Genomic DNA, 17,399 nt, shown 5'->3' with positions numbered 1-17,399 from the left:
TGACTGCGCGTCCGGCGCCCCATCGGCACCGGGCCGATTCCAATGTGGCACGCGCCCCCTGCCATGGCCCGTTAATGCTGGTGAACACCTGTGAACGGCGGCGATTCGGCCGGCCGGCTTTACTGAAATTAACCCAGCTTAACCACGTCTTCCAGCGACTGCGGTTACAACAAAGCCTGTGGGGAGGAACGTTCTGTCTCTTGCCTTCCACTTACCTCCGGGCCAGTCGTACAGGAATAATCAATGAGCGAAACTTATTCGTTTGGGCCCTTCCAGCTCTATACGCAGTCGCGCGTCCTCGAACGTGGGGGCGCGGTGATCGCAATGGGCAGCCGCGCCTTCGACATACTCGTGGCCATGGTCCAGCGGCCGGGCGAAGTGGTGTCGCACCGCGAGCTCATGGCCCTCGCGTGGCCGGAACTGGTCGTCGAGGAATCCAACGCCCGCGTGCAGATGGCCAAGCTGCGGCGCATCCTCGGCTGCGGGCAGAACGGCATGCAGTACATCGCGAGCATTTCCGGACGCGGCTACTGCTTCGTCGCTCCCCTGCAAAATCTGCCGGCCGCCTCCGACGATCGCGCGGGAGTCCCGCGTCGCCCGCATGACGGCTGGCGGCCCGCGCCGGCACCGCTGAGTCCGCCCATCGGCCGATGCGAGCATCTGGTCGAACTGTCGCGCGCACTGTATGGCGCACGCGCGGTGACCATCGTCGGTCCCGGCGGTGCCGGCAAGACCACGCTGGCCACGCTGCTCTGCCATACGCTGCGCGAGTTGTCCGGTGCCGTCTGCTTCGTGGACCTCGGGGCCATCGATATCGCGCGTGCGAATGACGAGCGTGTGGGCGGCGCGCTCGCCACGGCGTTCGGCCTCGACGCCGGCGACAGCGAATGCGAAGGACCCGGCCGGCGCCTGGACGAAGCGCTCGTCGGCGAGGTACTGAAAACGATTGCATCGCGCCGGACGCTGCTCGTGCTGGACAATTGCGAACACGTCGTGGACGAGGTGGCGCGCCTGGTCGAGCGGCTTTTGTCCAGCGCGCCGAACCTGCAGGTGCTGGCCACGAGCCGCGAGCCGCTGCGCGTGCGCGGCGAGCGCCTCTATCCGATACCGCCCCTGGGCATGCCGCCGATGGCTGGCGCGCTCACGGCGGACCAGGCCATGGTGTTTCCGTCGATCCAGCTGTTCATGGACCGTGCCACGGCAGGCGGTTACGACGCGCCGCTCGAGGACGAACACGCGCCGACCGTCGCGACGATCTGCCGCCGGCTCGATGGCAATCCGCTCGCGATCGAACTCGTGGCGAGCCGCGTCGCGCTCTATGGCATCGACGGCGTGGCCGAACTGCTCGGCAACCAGCTTGCGCTGTCATGGCGCGGGCGCCGCGACGCGCCCGCGCGGCAGGGCACCGTCGAGGCGACGCTCGACTGGAGCTGCAACCTGCTGCCCGCGCGCGATCGCAGGGTGCTGCGCTGCCTGGCGGCCTTTCCGAGCGAGTTCACGATCGACGCGGCCGTGGCCGCCGCGGCGCCGGAATTCGGCACCACCGCGGTCACCCAGTCCATTGCGGACCTGATCGAGAAATCGCTGATCGCGGTCCATGCGATCGATGGCAGCACCACGCTGCGACTGCTCGACACCACGCGGCTATACGCGGCGACCCGCCTGTAACCGGAACGCGCGCGTCACGGTAATTCACAACGTTTAACCCATGCGGCCCGCCGTACTCCCCTAGGCTGAAGAAAGTGATCGCGGCGGCAATCTGCGCAGCGTAATCCCGAACATGAAGGCCGGACATGAACGAGGGGTCCCCATGACCGCCAAGCCTTGCAACGGATCGCCCGTACTGGGACTTTCCGCTTTCGCCGCATCCGCCCTCGGCACGTCCGCGCTCGCCACCGCAACGCTGGCGCCCGCGGTGTCGCCACGGCAGGCGTGCCGACGCGGCCGCGCGCCGCGCCGGCCACGCCTGCTGCGCCCCGTGGTGATCGAGGGACTCGAACTGCTCAATCGCGTCGTCATCGCGCCGATGCGGCAGTACGCGGCGAACGACGGCTGCATGAGCGACTGGCACCTGATCCATCTGGGCCGGCTCGCGCTATCGGGCGCGGCGTTGCTCTCGATCGAGCACACGGCGGTGCTGCCCGAGGGCCGATCGACGCATGCGGACCTCGGCCTGTGGAACAGCATGACCGAGGCCGCGATGGGTCTCACGATCGAGAGCCTGCGCCGATGGTCGGACATGCCGATCGGCATCCTGCTGAGCCACGCGGGGCGCCGGGCATCGACCGATGTCCCCGGAAATCTCGGCGCCCACGCGCAGATCGCGCCGACGGAAGCGCTCGGCTGGCAGACCGTGGCACCGTCGGCACTGGCCTACGAGCCCGGCCAGGTCCTCCCGGAAGCGCTCGACCATCAGGACCTGCGCGTCATTCGCGAGGCGTTCGTGGCCGCCGCGCGCCGCGCCGTGAGCGTGGGCGTGGACACCGTGTTCATCGATGCCGCCGGCGGCCACCTGCTGCATCAGTTCCTTTCCCCTCTCTCCAATCGCCGCAACGACCTGTACGGCGGCACGCTCCAGAACCGGCTCCGGTTTCCGCTCGAGGTCTTCTCCGCGGTACGCGAGGCGGTGCCCGCCGGGCGCCCCCTCGCCTGCCGCATTCCCGCGCAGGACTGGATGAGCCAGGGGTGGGATCTCGAGCAGGCCTCGGTGTTCGTGCGCTGCCTCGCGGCGCAGGGCTGCGATGTGTTCTACGTCAGCGCGGGCGGCCTGCTCGCGTCGGAAGACGCGCCGTACGGCACGGGCTATCTGGTGCCCCTCGCCCGCGCGCTGAAGCAGGAGACCGGTCTGCCCGTCATCGCCACCGGCGCGATCACGGGTTTCGCACAGGCCGAGGCGATCATCGGGACCGGCGATGCCGATCTCGTCGCCATCGACCAGGCGATTCTCGACGATCCCTATTGGCCACGCCATGCGGGCATCGAACTCTGCGGCCGCCCGCAGCCCGCGCATCCGTGGGCGCGCGGGCAAGGCGGAGGCGCGCAGTGGGCAGACGAGTATTAAAGGAGACGAGCAGGCGCCCGCGACGCCCATCGTCAGACGCTGCCGTAGCAGCGTTCTCCTATACTCCTGGGATACACGCACCGCCCTGCGTGGCGTTGACAGACCCTCCACTGTCCCAGCGCATCGTGAAGCCTGAAACCGGCAAGCCACCTTGTTCTCCACCGGCGCAGGACGTTGCCAGCGCGTCGGTCCTCTCCTTTGGCCCGTTCCGCCTCTTTCCCGCGCAGCAGTTGCTGCTGAAACACGATACCCCCGTGCATATGGGCGCGCGCGCGATCGAGCTGCTGGCCGCGCTCGCGGAACGCAGCGGCGAACTCGTGTCCAAGGCCGAACTGATGGGCCGCGCGTGGCCCAACACCGTCGTGGAGGAGAGCAACCTCAAGGTGCATATGACCGCGCTGCGGCGCGCGCTTGGCGACGGCCAGGAGGGCCAGCGCTATATCGCGACCGTGGTGGGGCGCGGCTATCGATTCGTCTCGCCGGTGGTGAGCGGGCATTCCCCGATGCAGTCGCCCATGCCGCCGCAACTGGCGTCGCGGCTGCCGGCACTGACTACCTGCGTCGTGGGCCGCGCCGATGCCATCGAGGCCATCGGACACCAGTTGAAACAGCATCGTCTGGTGACGGTGCTGGGGTCGGGCGGTATCGGCAAGACGACCGTCGCGCTCGGCGTGGCAACGGCCGTTGCGCGGCGGCAGGATACCCATGTCTGTTTCGCGGATCTCGGCGTGCTGGGCGACAGCCGGTTCGTCGGCAATGCGATTGCCGCGGCGGCCGGCCTCACGCCGCAGGGCGGCGATTCCATCCCCGCGCTGGTGGAAGCATTTGCGCAGGCCCTGCGCGGCCGTCCCACGCTGATGGTGCTCGACAGCTGCGAACTCGTCATCGAGGAAGTGGCCGCCCATGCGGACCGGATGCTGAGCGCGATACCCGAGTTGCGCATCCTCGCGACGAGCCGCGAGACGCTTCGCGTCCGTGGCGAATGCGTCTATCGGCTCCAGCCGCTCGAACTCCCGCCACTCGCGCCCACGCTGACCGCGAAACAGGCGCTCGCCTATGCCGCCGTGGAATTGTTCGTGCGGCGCGCGTCCGAATGCGTGGACGAATTTCGCCTGCGCGACGACGATGCGCCCATCGTCGCCGATATCTGCCGGCGGCTCGACGGTATCGCGCTCGCCATCGAACTGGCCGCCACGCGCGTCGATGCATTCGGCATCCGCGAACTCCAGCTGCTGCTCGACGATCGTTTCCGCATCCTGATGCAGGATCGCCGCGGCGCCCTGCCCCGGCACCGCACGCTCGGCGCCGCGCTCGACTGGAGCTACAACGCGCTGCCGCCCGACGAACAGGCGCTGCTGCGCAGTCTGTCGGTCTTCGTCGCGCCGTTCACGCTGGAGTCCGCCATCGCGCTGCACCGGCAGCACGGCGCGCGCGACATGCCGAATTCCGCATGCATCGTCGACGAGCTGGCGCGACTGGTAGCCAAGTCCCTCGTCGTCGCGGATCTCGGCGGAAATGCCGTGCGCTACCGGCTGCTCGACACCACGCGCGCGTACGGGCAACGCAAGCTGCACGAAGCGCGCGAACTCGACCTGTGGCTGCACCACCATGCGCAGCTGACCATGCAGCGGCTGGCGAAGGCCGAATCCGAATGGGACGCGCGGCCCGCCGACGAATGGCTCCGCGACCATCACGACAAGATCGACGACGTGCGCGCCGCGCTGAAATGGGCGTTCACGTCCCGGAGCGCGGACGGCGCGGACGGCGCGATGGACGCGGCCACGAAGGACATGGCGCTCTCGCTGACGCTGGCCGCCATTCCGCTATGGATGCATCTGTCTCTCTACGACGAGTGCCAGCAGTTCGTCCGCCGCGCACTGCGGATCGTCGATGCGAAACGCGAGTCCGTGGTGGCGATGAAGCTCACGGGCGCCCTGGCCGCGGCCCTGCTCTACGCCACGGGCTCCACGCCGGAGGCCGGTAGCGCCTGGCAGCGCACGCTCGCCCTCGCCGAGCACAACGACGATGCCGAACATCGCCTGCGCGCGCTGTGGGGACTGTCGGTCTATCACACCTATCGCGGCGAGCACCGCACCGCGCTCGAACTCGAGGCACGTTTCCGCGCGCTCGCGGATGCGGCGGGCGACGCGTCCGCGCAATCGAGCGTCGATCGCATGATGGCGACGTCGTTGCGCTATCTCGGCGACCAGACACAGGCCCAGAGCCATCTGGAACGCATGTTGTCCGCCTACGTGGCGCCCGCGCGCGGCTCGCATATCGCGCGCTTTCAGCTCGACCAGCGCGCGGCCGCCTACGGCACGCTCTCCAACGTATTGTGGCTGCGCGGCTATCCCGATCGCGCGGTCGATACGGCCAGGAACGCATTCACGCATGCGCAGATGACCGCGCACGCGCTGTCCATCTCCAACGCGCTCGTGCACGCCACCTGTTCCATTGCATTGCATGTGGGCGACTACGCGGGGGCCCGCCATGGCCTCACGCTGTTGCGCGAACACCTTGCGCTGCATCCCATCGGCTACTGGAATGCGCTGAGCGTCGCGCTGGACGGGCTGCTGCGGATCGCGCTCGGCGATCGCAGCGGCATCGCGATGCTGCGCGAATCGCTGGACACGCTCGACGACTGCGGAATCCGGCTGCGCTTTCCGGCGTTTCTCGGCGCGCTGGCCCAGGGCCTCGGCGCCGAGGGCAACCTGTCGGGTGCCCACGCCACGATCGATGCCGCCATCAGTGCGGCCGTCACCAGCGGCGAGTGCTGGTGCATGGCGGAACTGCTGCGCATCAAGGGCGAGCTGTGGCGTACGGAATCGCGCGATGCGCATGCGGAGACCTGCTTCCTGCGGTCCATCAGCACCGCGCGCGAAAGCCATGCGCTGTCGTGGGAGTTGCGGGCGATGACGAGCTACAGCCAGCTGCTCGGCGCCCATGGGCGCGGAGCGGAAGCCGCCACCGCGCTGGACGGCGTGCTGTCGCGCTTCACCGAAGGCCACGGCACGGCCGACCTGCGGCAGGCCGCGGCGCTGATCGAACGGCTGCGGCACGACACGGTCGGCTGATATCGGCTGCCGTACGCGGCAGTCGGATGCAGTCCGCTGCCGTGCCCGTCAGCTCGGCCTGTACGCGTCTCGACACCATGCCGCCCGGCCCACCCTTCCTTACTCCGCCACGACGTTGGCCGCCTTCGCGACGGCACCCCACTTGTCCGTCTCGCTCCGGATATAAGCGGCGAACTCGTCGGGCTTCGTCGCCACCACTTCCGCGCCGAGCGTGGCGAGCTTGCTCTTCACCTCCGGCATCGCGAGCACCTTCACCATGGCCTCGTTCAACTGCTTCACGATCTCGGGCGACGTGCCGGCCGGCGCGACGAGCCCGCCCCACGACGAGGCGTCGAACCCCTTCAGCACCGACTCGTCGATCGTGGGCGCATTCGGAAACGCCGGCACGCGCTTCTTGCTGGCCACGGCGATCAGCTTGAGCTTGCCGCCGGTCACATACGGCCGTGCGGCCACGGCCGTCGTGAACATCATCGACACCTGCCCCGCCATCACATCGGTCATCGCGGGGCCGTCGCCCTTGTACGGCACGTGCATCATGTCGAGCTTGAGACCCGACTTGAACATCTCGCCCACGAGGTGATTCGACGAACCGTTGCCCGCGGAGGCGAACGTGTACTTGCCCGGATTCGCCTTGACCTCCGCCACCAGTCCCTTGATGTCCGTCGCGCTGACCTTCGGCCCCGCCACCAGCACGATCGGCACGGTCGTGGTCTGGCCGATCGGTGCAAAGCTCTTGTTGACGTCGTAGTTCAGGTTCGGATAGATCGTCTGGCTGATCGCATTGGGACCGACGTTCGCCATCAGCAGCGTATAGCCGTCGGCCGGCGATTTCGCGACCAGTTCCGCCGCGATATTGCCATTGGCGCCCGGCCGGTTCTCGACGACGAACGTGCCGCCCGTGACGTCCTTGAGCTTCTCGCTGAGCACGCGCGCGGTGGTATCGGATGCGCCGCCCGGCGGGTAAGGCACGACGATGCGCACGGGCTTGTCGGGATACGCGGCAAAGGCCACGCCCGAGAGCAGCGTGGCCAGCCCGAGCGTCATGCGCAAGCCTTGGACGATCGTGCGTCGGTTGATGGTTTTCATGGTTGTCTCCTCCACGTTCTGATTATCGGGGTTGGATGGGAATCAGCACAGCGCCTCTGGCGAGCGGCTTGACTGTCCTGCTGTAGATATTGAGCCAGCCCTGCTCGCTGGCACCGCGGATCGGGGTTGCCGATGCGCGGCGAGCTTCCATCTCCGCGGCATCGATCAGCAGGTTGATCTGGCGGCCCGGAATGTCGATCTCGATCTCGTCGCCGTCCTGCACGAGCGCGAGCGGACCGCCGGCCGCCGCTTCGGGACACACCTGTCCCACCGCGACGCCGCGATTGAGGCCCGACAGCTGGCCGTCGGTCACGACCGCGACCTTGCCGTTGAACCCGGCACCCTCGACCGCGGCGACGAACGACGAGGCGAGCGCCACGCCCGGCCCGCCGATGGGCCCCATGCCGCGCAGGCACGCGACCGTCCCTTCGGTAATACGGCCGCTGGCCAGCGCTTCGATCGCTTCTTCCTGCGAGTGGAATACGAGCGCCTTGCCGCGAAAGCTTTCGGCCTTCTCGCCCGCGTTACCGAGCTTGAGAATGCTGCCCTCGGGGGCGAGCGAGCCCCGGAGGATCACCAGCGAGGGCTTCGTCGACACCGGATCGTCGAGCGTGCGGAGAATCGATGGCGACGGCGCCTCGTAGGCGTCGAGGATCGCCTGCCACGTCTTGCCCGATACGGTCATGCACGACTGCTCGATCATCGGCGCAAGCCGCTTGATGGTCCCCAGCGTGCCGCCCGCCGCCTCGAGCTCTTCCGTGCGATGCGGGCCATTCGGCTTGACCGTCGCCAGCAGCGGCACCTCGCGACCGAGGCGATCGAACAGCTCGTAGAGATCCACGTCCGTGCCCGCTTCTTCCGCCACGCCCTGCAGATGCCGCAGCACGTTGATCGACGTCGACAGCGCCAGCGCCACGCGCACGGCATTGCGGAACGCCGCGGGCGTCAGGATGCTGCGCGGGTTCAGGCCCTCGTTGACCATCTCGACGATGCGCGCGCCGGCCGCGCGCGCCTGATCGACCATCGCCGGCGAATTGGCGAGCACGGGGCTCGCGCCGGGCAGCGTCAGGCCGAGCGCCTCGCAGACGATATGCATCGAGTTTGCCGTGCCGAGGCCCGCGCACACGCCCGGACTGCGCACCGCGCGCTTGCACATGCCGTCGAGGTCTTCGAACGAGAGCTGCCCCGTCACATGCATGCCGACTTTCTCGAACACGTCCTCGATATCCACGTGCTCGCCCTTGTAGTGGCCGCTGGCCTGATAGCCGCAGATCACGACGAGCGTCGGGATATCGAGCCGCGCCGCCGCCATCATCTGCCCCGGCGTCGTCTTGTCGCACGAGGCCAGGCACACCATCCCATCGAGCTGCGCGCCCTCGACCTGCACCTCGATGTCGTTCACGATCAGATCGCGCGACGGCAGGATGTAGCGGCCCTGCTTTCCCGCGCTCGTGATGAAGTCGCTCGGCGCGGCCGTGCGCACCTCGAAGGGGACACCGCCCGCCGCGCGGATCGCGGTCTTCACGTGCTCGGCCACGCCATCGAGGTGGCTGAAGCAGCTCGACAGTTCGGACGAGGTGTTCACCACCGCGATCTTCGGCTTGTCGAGATCCGCGTCGCTCAGTCCGAGCGCCTGCCATTGCGCCTTGCGAAGGGCCCAGCGCGTGGTGCCCGGGGTGAAATTGCTGCGGTAGTTGCGGGCGGTCATTGCAAGTCTCCAAGAAAGGCGCCGTTCTTCTCCAGCATCTGCTGGACGTCGGTAGCGGGTACGCGGTGCACGCTCGTTTCGCGATCGACGGCGGCCGCGACGGTCAGGCCTGCCGCCTCGCCCATCGCGAAGCATTGCGCGGTCACACGGATGGATGCCTGCGCACCGTGCGTGGCCGATGCGCAGCGGCCCGCCACCATCAGGTTGTCGAAGTCCTCGAGCAGCAGCGAGCGCAGCGGAATCTGGAAGTACGTCCCCGGCGGCAGCCAGATCCATTTGGTGGCGCGGCCCGCCGCGTGGTCCTCCATCGGCCATGCGCAGCACGCGATGACGTCGTCGAAGCGCGCGCCTTCCAGCACGTCCCGGTCGGTCAGTACGTAACTGCCCACGGTGCGGCGGCTTTCCCGGATACCGATCACGGCGCCCGTGTCCATCACGAACGCGGATGCGAATCCGGGCACGTAATTGCGAAAGGCCTTCAGGTACGTGCACACCTGCTCGCGTCCCGCCATCTCCGCGCGCGACATCACGCTGAGGTCGAACGGATTCGGAGATTTGCCGTCCACGGCCACCTTCGTGATGTTCAGGTGCGCCAGGCCGGGACGTTCGGCGAATACCCCGCCCGCGGTGCGCGGCAGCTCGTAGCCGTCGGCCACGGCCTGCTCCAGCCGCTCGCGCAGCGCGGGGCGGCTCAGCGTGGCCAGCGCGTCGGTATCGACGCCGCCGAACCGCACCATCGTGGTCGGAAACTGCAGGTCGCCGTCGGAGATCTCGCACGGCGCGCCGGCAAAGCTCACGAGGTCCGCATCGCCCGAACAATCGATGAACGCCTTCGCCCGAATGGCAAGACGCCCTTCCTTGGTCTCGATCAGCACCGCATCGACCTCGCGGTCGCGCGTGGCCACGCCGACCACCATCGCATGGAACAGCACCTCGACCTTCGCTTCCTGAATCAACTGATCGAGCGCGACCTTCATCGCGAACAGGTCGTACGGCAGCGACGCCGTCTCCAGCCATCGCGTGGGCGTGCCCAGGCCGTCGAGCCAGCGCAGGCGCTCGATCACCTCGTCGCAGAAGCCGCTCACGATCTGCGTGACCTGCGACTCGGTCACGGCATAGAGCCCGCAGATACTGCCGAGGCTGACCGAGGTCAGCGTGCCGCCGAGAAAGCCCTCCCGTTCCAGCAGCACGACCCTGGCGCCCGCGCGCGCGGCCGATATCGCGGCCGCCACGCCCGCCGCGCCGCCGCCCACCACGCAGACGTCGGCGGCGCGGAAGACCGGCGTGGACCGAGCGGGCTCGGACACCATGCCGTATGAATACGTAGTCATTTTTTCTCCAAAAAATGCGCGATCCGTTGCCGTTCCCACTTTTACGCGCTTGAACCTAAATGGTTACGTAGTCATTATACGCAAAAAAATCTGGCCGCCAACCTCAGGACGTCGTGCGCCGCAGCACGAGGTCGTTCGGCAGCACGAACGCGCGCGGCGGAAGATCCGGCTTCCCCATCCGATCCTCGAGCCGTTCCACCACCTGCTCGACCATCGCCGGCAGCGGCTGTTGCACGGTGCTCAGGCTGATGCAATCCCAGCGCGCCATCGGAATGTCGTCGTAGCCGACGATCCAGAGGTCGTCCGGCACCTGCCTGCCGCAACGCCGCGCCGCATCGAGGACCCCGATCGCCACGATATCGTTGGTGCAGAACACCGCGTCCAGTGCCGGACGTTCGGCAAGCAGCGTCTGCATCGCGCGCATGCCGTACTCGTAGCCGAAGTCGGTGGCATCGGCCCGCACGAAGGCATCCGTATCGATGAGGTCGCCAAGCCCCTCGATGAACCCGCGCTCGCGTTCGCGAATCGTGCTGGCCTTCGATCCCCTGCCCGGTGCCGCGGAAATCAGCCCCACGGACTTGCGCCCCGCGGAGCGGAAATACTCCGCCACGCGCCGGCCGCCCGCGTAGTTGTCGCTGACGATCGTGTCGAACAGGTCCGTTCCCACGGAACGGTTGATCAGGATGATGGGCTTGTCCGCGGCGACGCGCGCAAGCATCTCGCGCGATTCGTCGAGCGCCGCGGCAAAGATGACGCCATCGGTCGCACTCTCGGCGAGCGCGCGCACCGTGGCTTCGTCCATCTTGCCGTCGACTTCCCACACGGTGGTGCGGAAGCCGCGCAGCGCCAGACGCTCGACCAGCAGTTGCAGCAACAGCGGATACAGCGGATTGGAAAGACTGGCGACGACCACCGCGACGGTGCCGCTGCGGCGGGTCTTCATCTGGCGCGCGGCGGCGCTCGGCGAATATTCCTGGTCCTGAATCACCTTCAGGACGCGCGCCTTCGTCTCGGGCTTGACCGACGGCAGATCCTGCAGCACGCGAGACACGGTAGTCTGGGACACACCGGCCAGCCGGGCGATGTCGATACTGGTCAGCCGTTTCGTTGCGACAACCTTCGTCGCGCCACCCTTGGTCATCGCGCCACCGGTCCCGGAATTGAGTTGGCCCGCCCTACACGATTCGAACGTGTGACCGCTCGCTTAGAAGGCGAGTGCTCTATCCAACTGAGCTAAGGGCGGCCTGGAGAAGAGGCCCGCATTCTACCGCACACGCCGCCGCGCAAGAAGACCCGGCGGTCCGCGGCGTGGCTTACGGCCGCGCGGACGGTTGCGGCTTGCCCGCGCCATCGGGCGCGGACCGCTCGTCCTCGCGCACGCGCGGGCGGCGCGGCATGCCGGGCGCATCGCCGCTGTCGTGCGACGACACGCAGTTGCGGCCCATCAGCTTGGCGTCGTAGAGCGCGCGATCCGCGCGGCGCATCACGGCATCGGCGTTCTCGCCGGGCTGGCGCTCCGCCATGCCGATACTGACCGTGTAGGAAATCGGATCGGGCTCCGACGGGCACGGCGTGGCGCGCACGAGCGTGTTCAGGCGCAGGCTGGCGGCGCGCCCCGCTTCCATCGTGGTGGCGGGCATCACGACCGCGAACTCCTCGCCGCCCAGGCGCCCGACGATCGCGCCCGGCGGCGCGTTCCGGCGCAGCAGTCCCGCGAAATGGCGTAGCACGCTGTCCCCGGCCAGATGGCCGTACACGTCGTTGATGGCCTTGAAGTGATCGAGATCGATGAACGCGACCGTCAGCGGCTGCTGCGCGCGCTCGGCCTTCCTGCACGCGGCCTCGAGTTCCTCCCAGAACGCGCCGCGCGAGAGCACGTCGGTCAGGTCGTCATGGCGCGCGCGGCGCTCGAGCATGCGGCGCAGGCGATCGTGCGCCATCAGCGCGAAGCTGACCGACAGGCCGACCATGCCGAAGACGAGCAGCACGAGGATGCCGTCGTGCGGCGCGCTCTGCGCGAGGGCCGGCAGATGGCGCAGATCCACGAGCATGACGACCGCGGGCGCGATCAGCATGCCGATCAGCGCCGTGCACGCCAGCGCCACCAGGACCAGCGACAACGCGGCAAGCCGGCCCGTGCCGCGCTTCATCGGCACGCACGGCACCGTAATGCGCACGAGTTCGAGCAACAGCAGGATCTGCACGACGGACGCGGCAAGCGTGAGCGACGCCACCGCGGGCTCGGCGGTGGCATTCAGCACGGCGATGCCGTGGGCCGCCGGCGTGAAACCATGCTCCAGCGCATGCGCGCCGCGGGCCGCGAGGCCGGGCACATTGAGCGCGAGCAGCACCAGGCCGCGCCCGGGGCGGCCGACGAAATGGCGCATGCCATAGACCATCATGGAGAGGCCGGCCGTGAGCACGAGCTCGGGCACCGCCTCGAGCGGCAAGGCCGGACGCATCGTGTGGGCCGCGAGCAGCACGACTGCCAGGGCCACGATCAGATCGCCGGCGGCCCACGAACTCAGGCCACTGCGATCCATCCCCGGCGAGCGCCGCAGCACGGCGCAGACGACCGCCATCTGCAGCGCGAACAAGCCTGCGATCAGCACCACCACCTGCGACTGAAACATCTTCTTTCCCGTTCACAAGGGCCCTGCATGGCTCCGCACGGCCATGATGCCCTGATGTTGCGGCCTGCGATGGGCCGTCCTATTGTTGTTCCGCAGGTTCCGGATGCGGTCCGCCGAACGCGCCGGGCGGCGCGCGAGCGAACGATGCTCAGGCTACAGCCGTGCCCCCGCGTCGCTCGCGAAGACTGGCGTGCCATTGTTGTGATTGTCGGGACCGGGTCCGGAAGAGATCTGCCCTGGCCCCGTGGCGAACGGAGCGTCGGACCCTGGCGGTGTGCGGATTATGTCAGCGCGACGCCCCAAGTCAAGCCGAATCCCACCCCGTCTGAAGCAGGGTGCCTCCCAGCGGCGAAGCCCGCACTCCGCCCGCCCTCACCGTCGCATTTGACCCACGCGGTAACAAGGCGCTACAATCGCCGGCTTCGGAGCGTAGCGCAGCCTGGTAGCGCATCTGATTTGGGATCAGAGGGTCGTAGGTTCGAATCCTATCGCTCCGACCAGTTTTGCAGTCGTACTGCAGTAGTAAAGCCAGACCGGACAAGGGCTTGCGTCGAGCGACGTGAGCCCTTTTTCTTTGGGACGCGCGCCGGCACGCGCGCTGTGCCCGCCGCACGACGCCGCCACGGCGTGTTTGCCCCCGTCGTGATACAATACGGAGATCAGTTCCGGGGTACGTGAGCACTCCCGGAAGCCAGGCACGTCAAGATCGGCGGCCATCAAGACCTCCCCTCCACGATTCCCTCGGCGATGCCTGAACCCGCGCGACACCGCGTTTTCACGTCCGGTGCGCGCGTCGCAGGATCTCACTCAACTCGTGCAGCCTTTGGCTGCAAGCAAAGGACTACAAGATTGGCTAAGGAAGAACTCATCGAATTTGGCGGCGTGGTGTCGGAAGCCCTCCCCGACAACCGTTATCGCGTGACGCTGGAAAACGGCGTGGAAATCTGGGCATACGCTTCGGGCAAGATGCAGAAGCACCGCATCCGGATCCTGGCCGGCGACCGTGTGACGCTGGAAATGTCGCCCTACGATCTGACGAAGGGCCGCATCAATTTCCGCCACAAGTCCTGAGTTGTCCTGAGTTGTCCGCCCTTCGGGCGGGGATGTCACCGATGTGACCACAGTGGTGTCATCCCCGCGCCGCAGACTGACGGGCTGCCCGCAGGCTCTTCGAGCCTCCGGCAGCCCGTTTTGTTTTTTGGCCTCCATCCGCCGGGTCCCTCATGGTCTCCCCTCTTGCGCCCCGCTGGGTGCCTGACCATACTCGGGACTCGACCAGCCACCGTCCGCTCATGAATCTCATCCTGTGGCGCCACGCCGAAGCGGAAGACCTGCCTTCGGCAATGAGCCTGTCCCGCAACGCGGACCTCCAGCGCGTGCTGACCCCGCGCGGGCACAAGCAAGCCGAAGCCACGGCCAAATGGCTGCGCAACCACCTCCCCGCCCCCTATCGCGTGGTCTGCAGCCCCGCCGTGCGCGCACGCGAGACCGCCGCCGCGCTCTGCAGCGATGCCGAGGTGCTGGACGTGCTCGGGCTCGGTGCCAGCGTCACCGAGGTGCTGGCCACGGTCGGCTGGCCCGGCACGGACGACGCGGCCACCCAGACCGTCGTCGTCGTGGGCCATCAGCCGTGGCTCGGCCGCGTGGCCAGCCGCGTGCTGGCCGGCCGCGAAATGCCCTGGAGCGTGCGCAAGAGCGGCGTCTGGTGGCTCACCGGACGGACGCGCGACTCGGACGCGCAAGTCGCCCTGCGCGCCGTCATCCATCCCGATTTTCTCTGACTGCCACGCAGTGTTCGACTTCGCACGTTGCACGTGTCATAAATCTGTATCGTAAGCTTCACATTTCACGTAAAGCTTATGGCGCGTGGCTTCCAAGCCGGTTAGAGTCATTTCCAGCACCCACGCAACACCGTTCTGGTCACGGAATCGTCATGTTCGTGCCACGGCGTTGTCACTGGGCGTCCCTACATTGCCTACATTGTTTCGAAGCCGTTTCGTCACCGAAAGGACACCGAAAGGACACACAATGCGAGACCTTCCGACGCCTACTCAGCCGCTCTTCGACTCTTTGCCGACTGGCCAGACCGGCCAATCGGCGCGGAGGCGTCTTCCTCGTCAGCAAGATGCAACAAATGCAGCGCCTGCTTTCAGCGTGGCGTGGGCACGCCATCAGGACGAAGTAGAAGAAGCGCAGCGCCTGCGCTACAAGGTGTTTGCCGAGGAGATGGGAGCGCGCCTCCAGACCTCGACGCCGGACATGGACGTGGACATGTTCGACGCCTATTGCGACCACCTGATCGTCCGCGACCAGGAAACGCTCAAGGTGGTGGGCACCTACCGCGCCCTGCCGCCGCATCAGGCCAAGCGCATCGGCTGCCTCTATGCGGAATCCGAGTTCGACCTCGTGCGCCTGAACCACCTGCGCCCCAAGATGCTGGAAGTCGGCCGCTCGTGCGTGCATCGCGACTTTCGCAGCGGCAGCGTGATCATGGCCCTGTGGGGCGGTCTGGGCGAATACCTGCAGCGTTACGGCCTCGAGTCGCTGCTCGGCTGCGCGAGCGTGCCGATGAGCGATGGCGGCCACTACGCCGCGAGCCTCTACCGCCAGTTCGCGGAGCGTTCGCTGGCCCCCATCGAGTACCACGCGTTCCCGCGCGTGCCGTTGCCCGTGGACGACCTGAACCAGACGCTGGATGTGGATCCGCCCGCGCTGATCAAGGGCTATCTGCGCCTTGGCGCGAAGATCTGCGGCCTGCCCGCGTGGGATCCGGACTTCAACGTCGCGGACTTCCTCACGCTGCTGCGCGTGCGCGACATGAACCCGCGCTATGCGCGGCACTTTCTGGGTCTGAAGTAAAAAAAGCCGCGCGTCGCGCGGCTTTTTTCTTTACACGTACACGACCTTGTAGCGCTTGCCGATGCGCTCCCACTCGTCGGCTTCCTGCGCGAGGCTGTACTCGACCAGCGGGTTCGCGTCGATCCAGTTCTTCGGCAGCCGCACCTCGAAGCCCTCGTCGAGCGCTTCCGAACGCTGGCTCACGCGGATGTCCGGCAGCTTCGCATCCGAACGGCGGCGGCACAGCACGAACGCCAGGCGCAGGCTGAACAGCATGCGCCAGTCGAGGAACTTGCCGCTGCCGGACAGCTTGCCGAGCTTGCCCGCATGGCCGAGCAACAGCGTGGCCAGCCGCGCCTGATCGGTCTTCGAGAAGCCTGGCATGTCCGCGTGCGTCGCGATATAGGCCGAGTGCTTGTGATAGCCGCCGTGCGAGATCGACATGCCGATCTCGTGCAGGCTCGCCGCCCAGCCGAGCAGCGCGAGGTTGTCCTCGCGGCGCTCGTGCGCCGGCTCCGGAAACTGCGCCAGCAGTTCGCGCGCGGCCGCGCCCACGCGGTCCGCCTGCGCGCGATCCACCGCGTAGCGGCGCATGAACTGATCGACCGTGACCGTGCGCATGTCCTCGTGATGGCTGCGGCCCAGCAGGTCGTACAGCACGCCGAGACGCAGCGCGCCGTCGGTAACGTCCATGCGGTCGATATCGAGTTCGGCGAATACGCCGAGCATGATCGACAACCCGCCCGGCAGCACCGGGATGCGATCGGCCTTGAGCCCCGCAAGCTTGACGCGATTCGCGTTCTCCGCCTTGATCAGCGCGCGCTTGAGTCGCTCGAGCCCTTCGCGCGTGATGCCATGCTCGGCGGGATTGTCGTTCATGCCATTGAGCTCGATGAGCTCCGCCAGCGCGCGCGCGGTGCCCGACGACCCCACGGCCTGCTGCCAGCCCGCGGCGCGGTACTGGCGCACGAGCACCTGGATCTCGCGGCGCGCGGCCAGTTCGGCCTGCTTCATCGCGTACTCGTCGACATTGCCGCTCGGGAAGAACTGGCGGCTGTGCGAGACGCAGCCGATATACAGGCTTTCCATCAGCTTCGACTGATAGCCGCTGCCGATGATGAATTCCGTCGAACCGCCGCCGATATCGACGACGAGGCGATTGCCCTGGCATGCCGGCGCATCGTGCGAGGCACCGAGGTAGATCAGGCGCGCTTCCTCGCGGCCCGCGATCACTTCGATCGGGAAGCCGAGCGCATGCTCCGCTTCGATCAGGAACTCGGGGGCATTGCGCGCGACGCGCAGCGTATTGGTGGCCACCGCGCGCACGTGCTCGGGCGCGAAGTCGCGCAGCCGGTCGCCGAACCGGCGCAGCGCGTCGATGCCGCGGCGGCGCGCGGGCTGGTCGAGGTACTTGTCGGGGGTCAGGCCGGCCGCGAGGCGCACGGGTTCGCGCAGGGCATCGACCTGAAAGATCTGGCTGGCTGGGCCGGACGCCGTCGGGGTCTCGTCAACGCGCCCGATCATCAGGCGGAAGCTGTTCGAGCCCATGTCTACGGCGGCCAGCAGGCGTGGTGTCTGTGTCATTGCTAGTGTGAAGCACGGGGGTGGCGGGATCGACCGGGTGGCGCCACCGCATCAAACCCCGTAAATTATGTCTTCGTCATGTCC

General features: G+C 67.6%; 12 protein-coding genes and 2 tRNA genes. 7 read left to right on the top strand and 7 right to left on the bottom strand.

Translation table 11 applies throughout. From position 1 onward, the window contains the following. Window positions 1-243 precede the first annotated feature (243 nt). From FOB72_RS03585 to FOB72_RS03575, 3 genes are all read left to right on the top strand, one after another. The gene (locus tag FOB72_RS03585; protein ID WP_150371266.1) at window positions 244-1,668 is read left to right on the top strand and encodes an ATP-binding protein; all 1,425 of its coding nucleotides are present in this window, start codon (window positions 244-246) and stop codon (window positions 1,666-1,668) included. Window positions 1,669-1,810: 142 nt separating this feature from the next. Then, on the top strand, window positions 1,811-3,061 hold the full coding sequence (locus tag FOB72_RS03580; protein ID WP_150371265.1) for an oxidoreductase: 1,251 nt from the start codon (window positions 1,811-1,813) through the stop codon (window positions 3,059-3,061). Window positions 3,062-3,186: 125 nt separating this feature from the next. Next, complete coding sequence (locus FOB72_RS03575) at window positions 3,187-6,135, top strand: ATP-binding protein (RefSeq protein WP_150371264.1); 2,949 nt, start codon at window positions 3,187-3,189, stop codon at window positions 6,133-6,135. Window positions 6,136-6,234: 99 nt separating this feature from the next. Here FOB72_RS03575 and FOB72_RS03570 read toward each other — a convergent pair whose 3' ends face one another. The 6 genes from FOB72_RS03570 to FOB72_RS03545 form a co-directional block, all read right to left on the bottom strand. Continuing rightward, window positions 6,235-7,221, bottom strand: coding sequence for a Bug family tripartite tricarboxylate transporter substrate binding protein (locus tag FOB72_RS03570; protein ID WP_223851405.1), 987 nt, complete (start codon window positions 7,219-7,221; stop codon window positions 6,235-6,237). A gap of 22 nt (window positions 7,222-7,243) precedes the next feature. Next, window positions 7,244-8,929, bottom strand: coding sequence for a dihydroxy-acid dehydratase (locus FOB72_RS03565; RefSeq protein ID WP_150371263.1), 1,686 nt, complete (start codon window positions 8,927-8,929; stop codon window positions 7,244-7,246). Continuing rightward, window positions 8,926-10,260, bottom strand: coding sequence for an FAD-dependent oxidoreductase (locus tag FOB72_RS03560; protein ID WP_150371262.1), 1,335 nt, complete (start codon window positions 10,258-10,260; stop codon window positions 8,926-8,928). The genes FOB72_RS03565 and FOB72_RS03560 overlap by 4 nt, the downstream gene beginning before the upstream one ends. Before the next feature lie 103 nt (window positions 10,261-10,363). After that, the gene (locus FOB72_RS03555; RefSeq protein ID WP_150371261.1) at window positions 10,364-11,401 is read right to left on the bottom strand and encodes a LacI family DNA-binding transcriptional regulator; all 1,038 of its coding nucleotides are present in this window, start codon (window positions 11,399-11,401) and stop codon (window positions 10,364-10,366) included. Window positions 11,402-11,426: 25 nt separating this feature from the next. Then, a tRNA-Arg gene (locus FOB72_RS03550) sits at window positions 11,427-11,503 on the bottom strand. Between the two features lie 70 nt (window positions 11,504-11,573). Then, window positions 11,574-12,893: a GGDEF domain-containing protein gene (locus FOB72_RS03545; RefSeq protein WP_150371260.1), complete on the bottom strand. Its 1,320-nt coding sequence runs from the start codon at window positions 12,891-12,893 to the stop codon at window positions 11,574-11,576. A 423-nt stretch (window positions 12,894-13,316) separates the two neighbouring features. Between FOB72_RS03545 and FOB72_RS03540 the strand changes: the two genes are divergently transcribed. The 4 genes from FOB72_RS03540 (at window position 13,317) to FOB72_RS03525 (ending at window position 15,752) form a co-directional block, all read left to right on the top strand. Beyond that, a tRNA-Pro gene (locus FOB72_RS03540) sits at window positions 13,317-13,393 on the top strand. A 349-nt stretch (window positions 13,394-13,742) separates the two neighbouring features. Continuing rightward, entirely contained in the window at window positions 13,743-13,964 is a 222-nt protein-coding gene (infA, locus tag FOB72_RS03535) for a translation initiation factor IF-1 (protein ID WP_008641674.1), read from the top strand. Window positions 13,965-14,185: 221 nt separating this feature from the next. Next, window positions 14,186-14,674, top strand: a complete 489-nt coding sequence (locus FOB72_RS03530; protein WP_150371259.1) for a SixA phosphatase family protein — start codon at window positions 14,186-14,188, stop codon at window positions 14,672-14,674. Between the two features lie 247 nt (window positions 14,675-14,921). Continuing rightward, the gene (locus FOB72_RS03525) at window positions 14,922-15,752 is read left to right on the top strand and encodes a GNAT family N-acetyltransferase (RefSeq protein WP_150371258.1); all 831 of its coding nucleotides are present in this window, start codon (window positions 14,922-14,924) and stop codon (window positions 15,750-15,752) included. A gap of 30 nt (window positions 15,753-15,782) precedes the next feature. Here the strand turns inward: FOB72_RS03525 and ppx are convergent, their stop codons facing one another. Then, window positions 15,783-17,315: an exopolyphosphatase gene (gene ppx / locus FOB72_RS03520; protein WP_150371257.1), complete on the bottom strand. Its 1,533-nt coding sequence runs from the start codon at window positions 17,313-17,315 to the stop codon at window positions 15,783-15,785. Between the last annotated feature and the right edge of the window lie 84 nt (window positions 17,316-17,399).

Origin of the sequence: Cupriavidus pauculus, from assembly GCF_008693385.1 — a bacterium.
Lineage (GTDB): Bacteria > Pseudomonadota > Gammaproteobacteria > Burkholderiales > Burkholderiaceae > Cupriavidus > Cupriavidus pauculus_D.
This window is presented reverse-complemented; position numbering and strand designations above follow the sequence as displayed.

Bases quoted from the DNA above. Each gene is read 5' to 3' on its own strand.
- FOB72_RS03570 (WP_223851405.1), bottom strand. From the start codon at position 7,221: ATGAAAACCATCAACCGACGCACGATCGTCCAAGGCTTGCGCATGACG.
- FOB72_RS03585 (WP_150371266.1), top strand. From the start codon at position 244: ATGAGCGAAACTTATTCGTTTGGGCCCTTCCAGCTCTATACGCAGTCG.
- FOB72_RS03545 (WP_150371260.1), bottom strand. From the start codon at position 12,893: ATGTTTCAGTCGCAGGTGGTGGTGCTGATCGCAGGCTTGTTCGCGCTG.
- ppx (WP_150371257.1), bottom strand. From the start codon at position 17,315: ATGACACAGACACCACGCCTGCTGGCCGCCGTAGACATGGGCTCGAAC.
- FOB72_RS03555 (WP_150371261.1), bottom strand. From the start codon at position 11,401: ATGACCAAGGGTGGCGCGACGAAGGTTGTCGCAACGAAACGGCTGACC.
- FOB72_RS03530 (WP_150371259.1), top strand. From the start codon at position 14,186: ATGAATCTCATCCTGTGGCGCCACGCCGAAGCGGAAGACCTGCCTTCG.
- FOB72_RS03565 (WP_150371263.1), bottom strand. From the start codon at position 8,929: ATGACCGCCCGCAACTACCGCAGCAATTTCACCCCGGGCACCACGCGC.
- FOB72_RS03525 (WP_150371258.1), top strand. From the start codon at position 14,922: ATGCGAGACCTTCCGACGCCTACTCAGCCGCTCTTCGACTCTTTGCCG.
- FOB72_RS03580 (WP_150371265.1), top strand. From the start codon at position 1,811: ATGACCGCCAAGCCTTGCAACGGATCGCCCGTACTGGGACTTTCCGCT.
- FOB72_RS03560 (WP_150371262.1), bottom strand. From the start codon at position 10,260: ATGACTACGTATTCATACGGCATGGTGTCCGAGCCCGCTCGGTCCACG.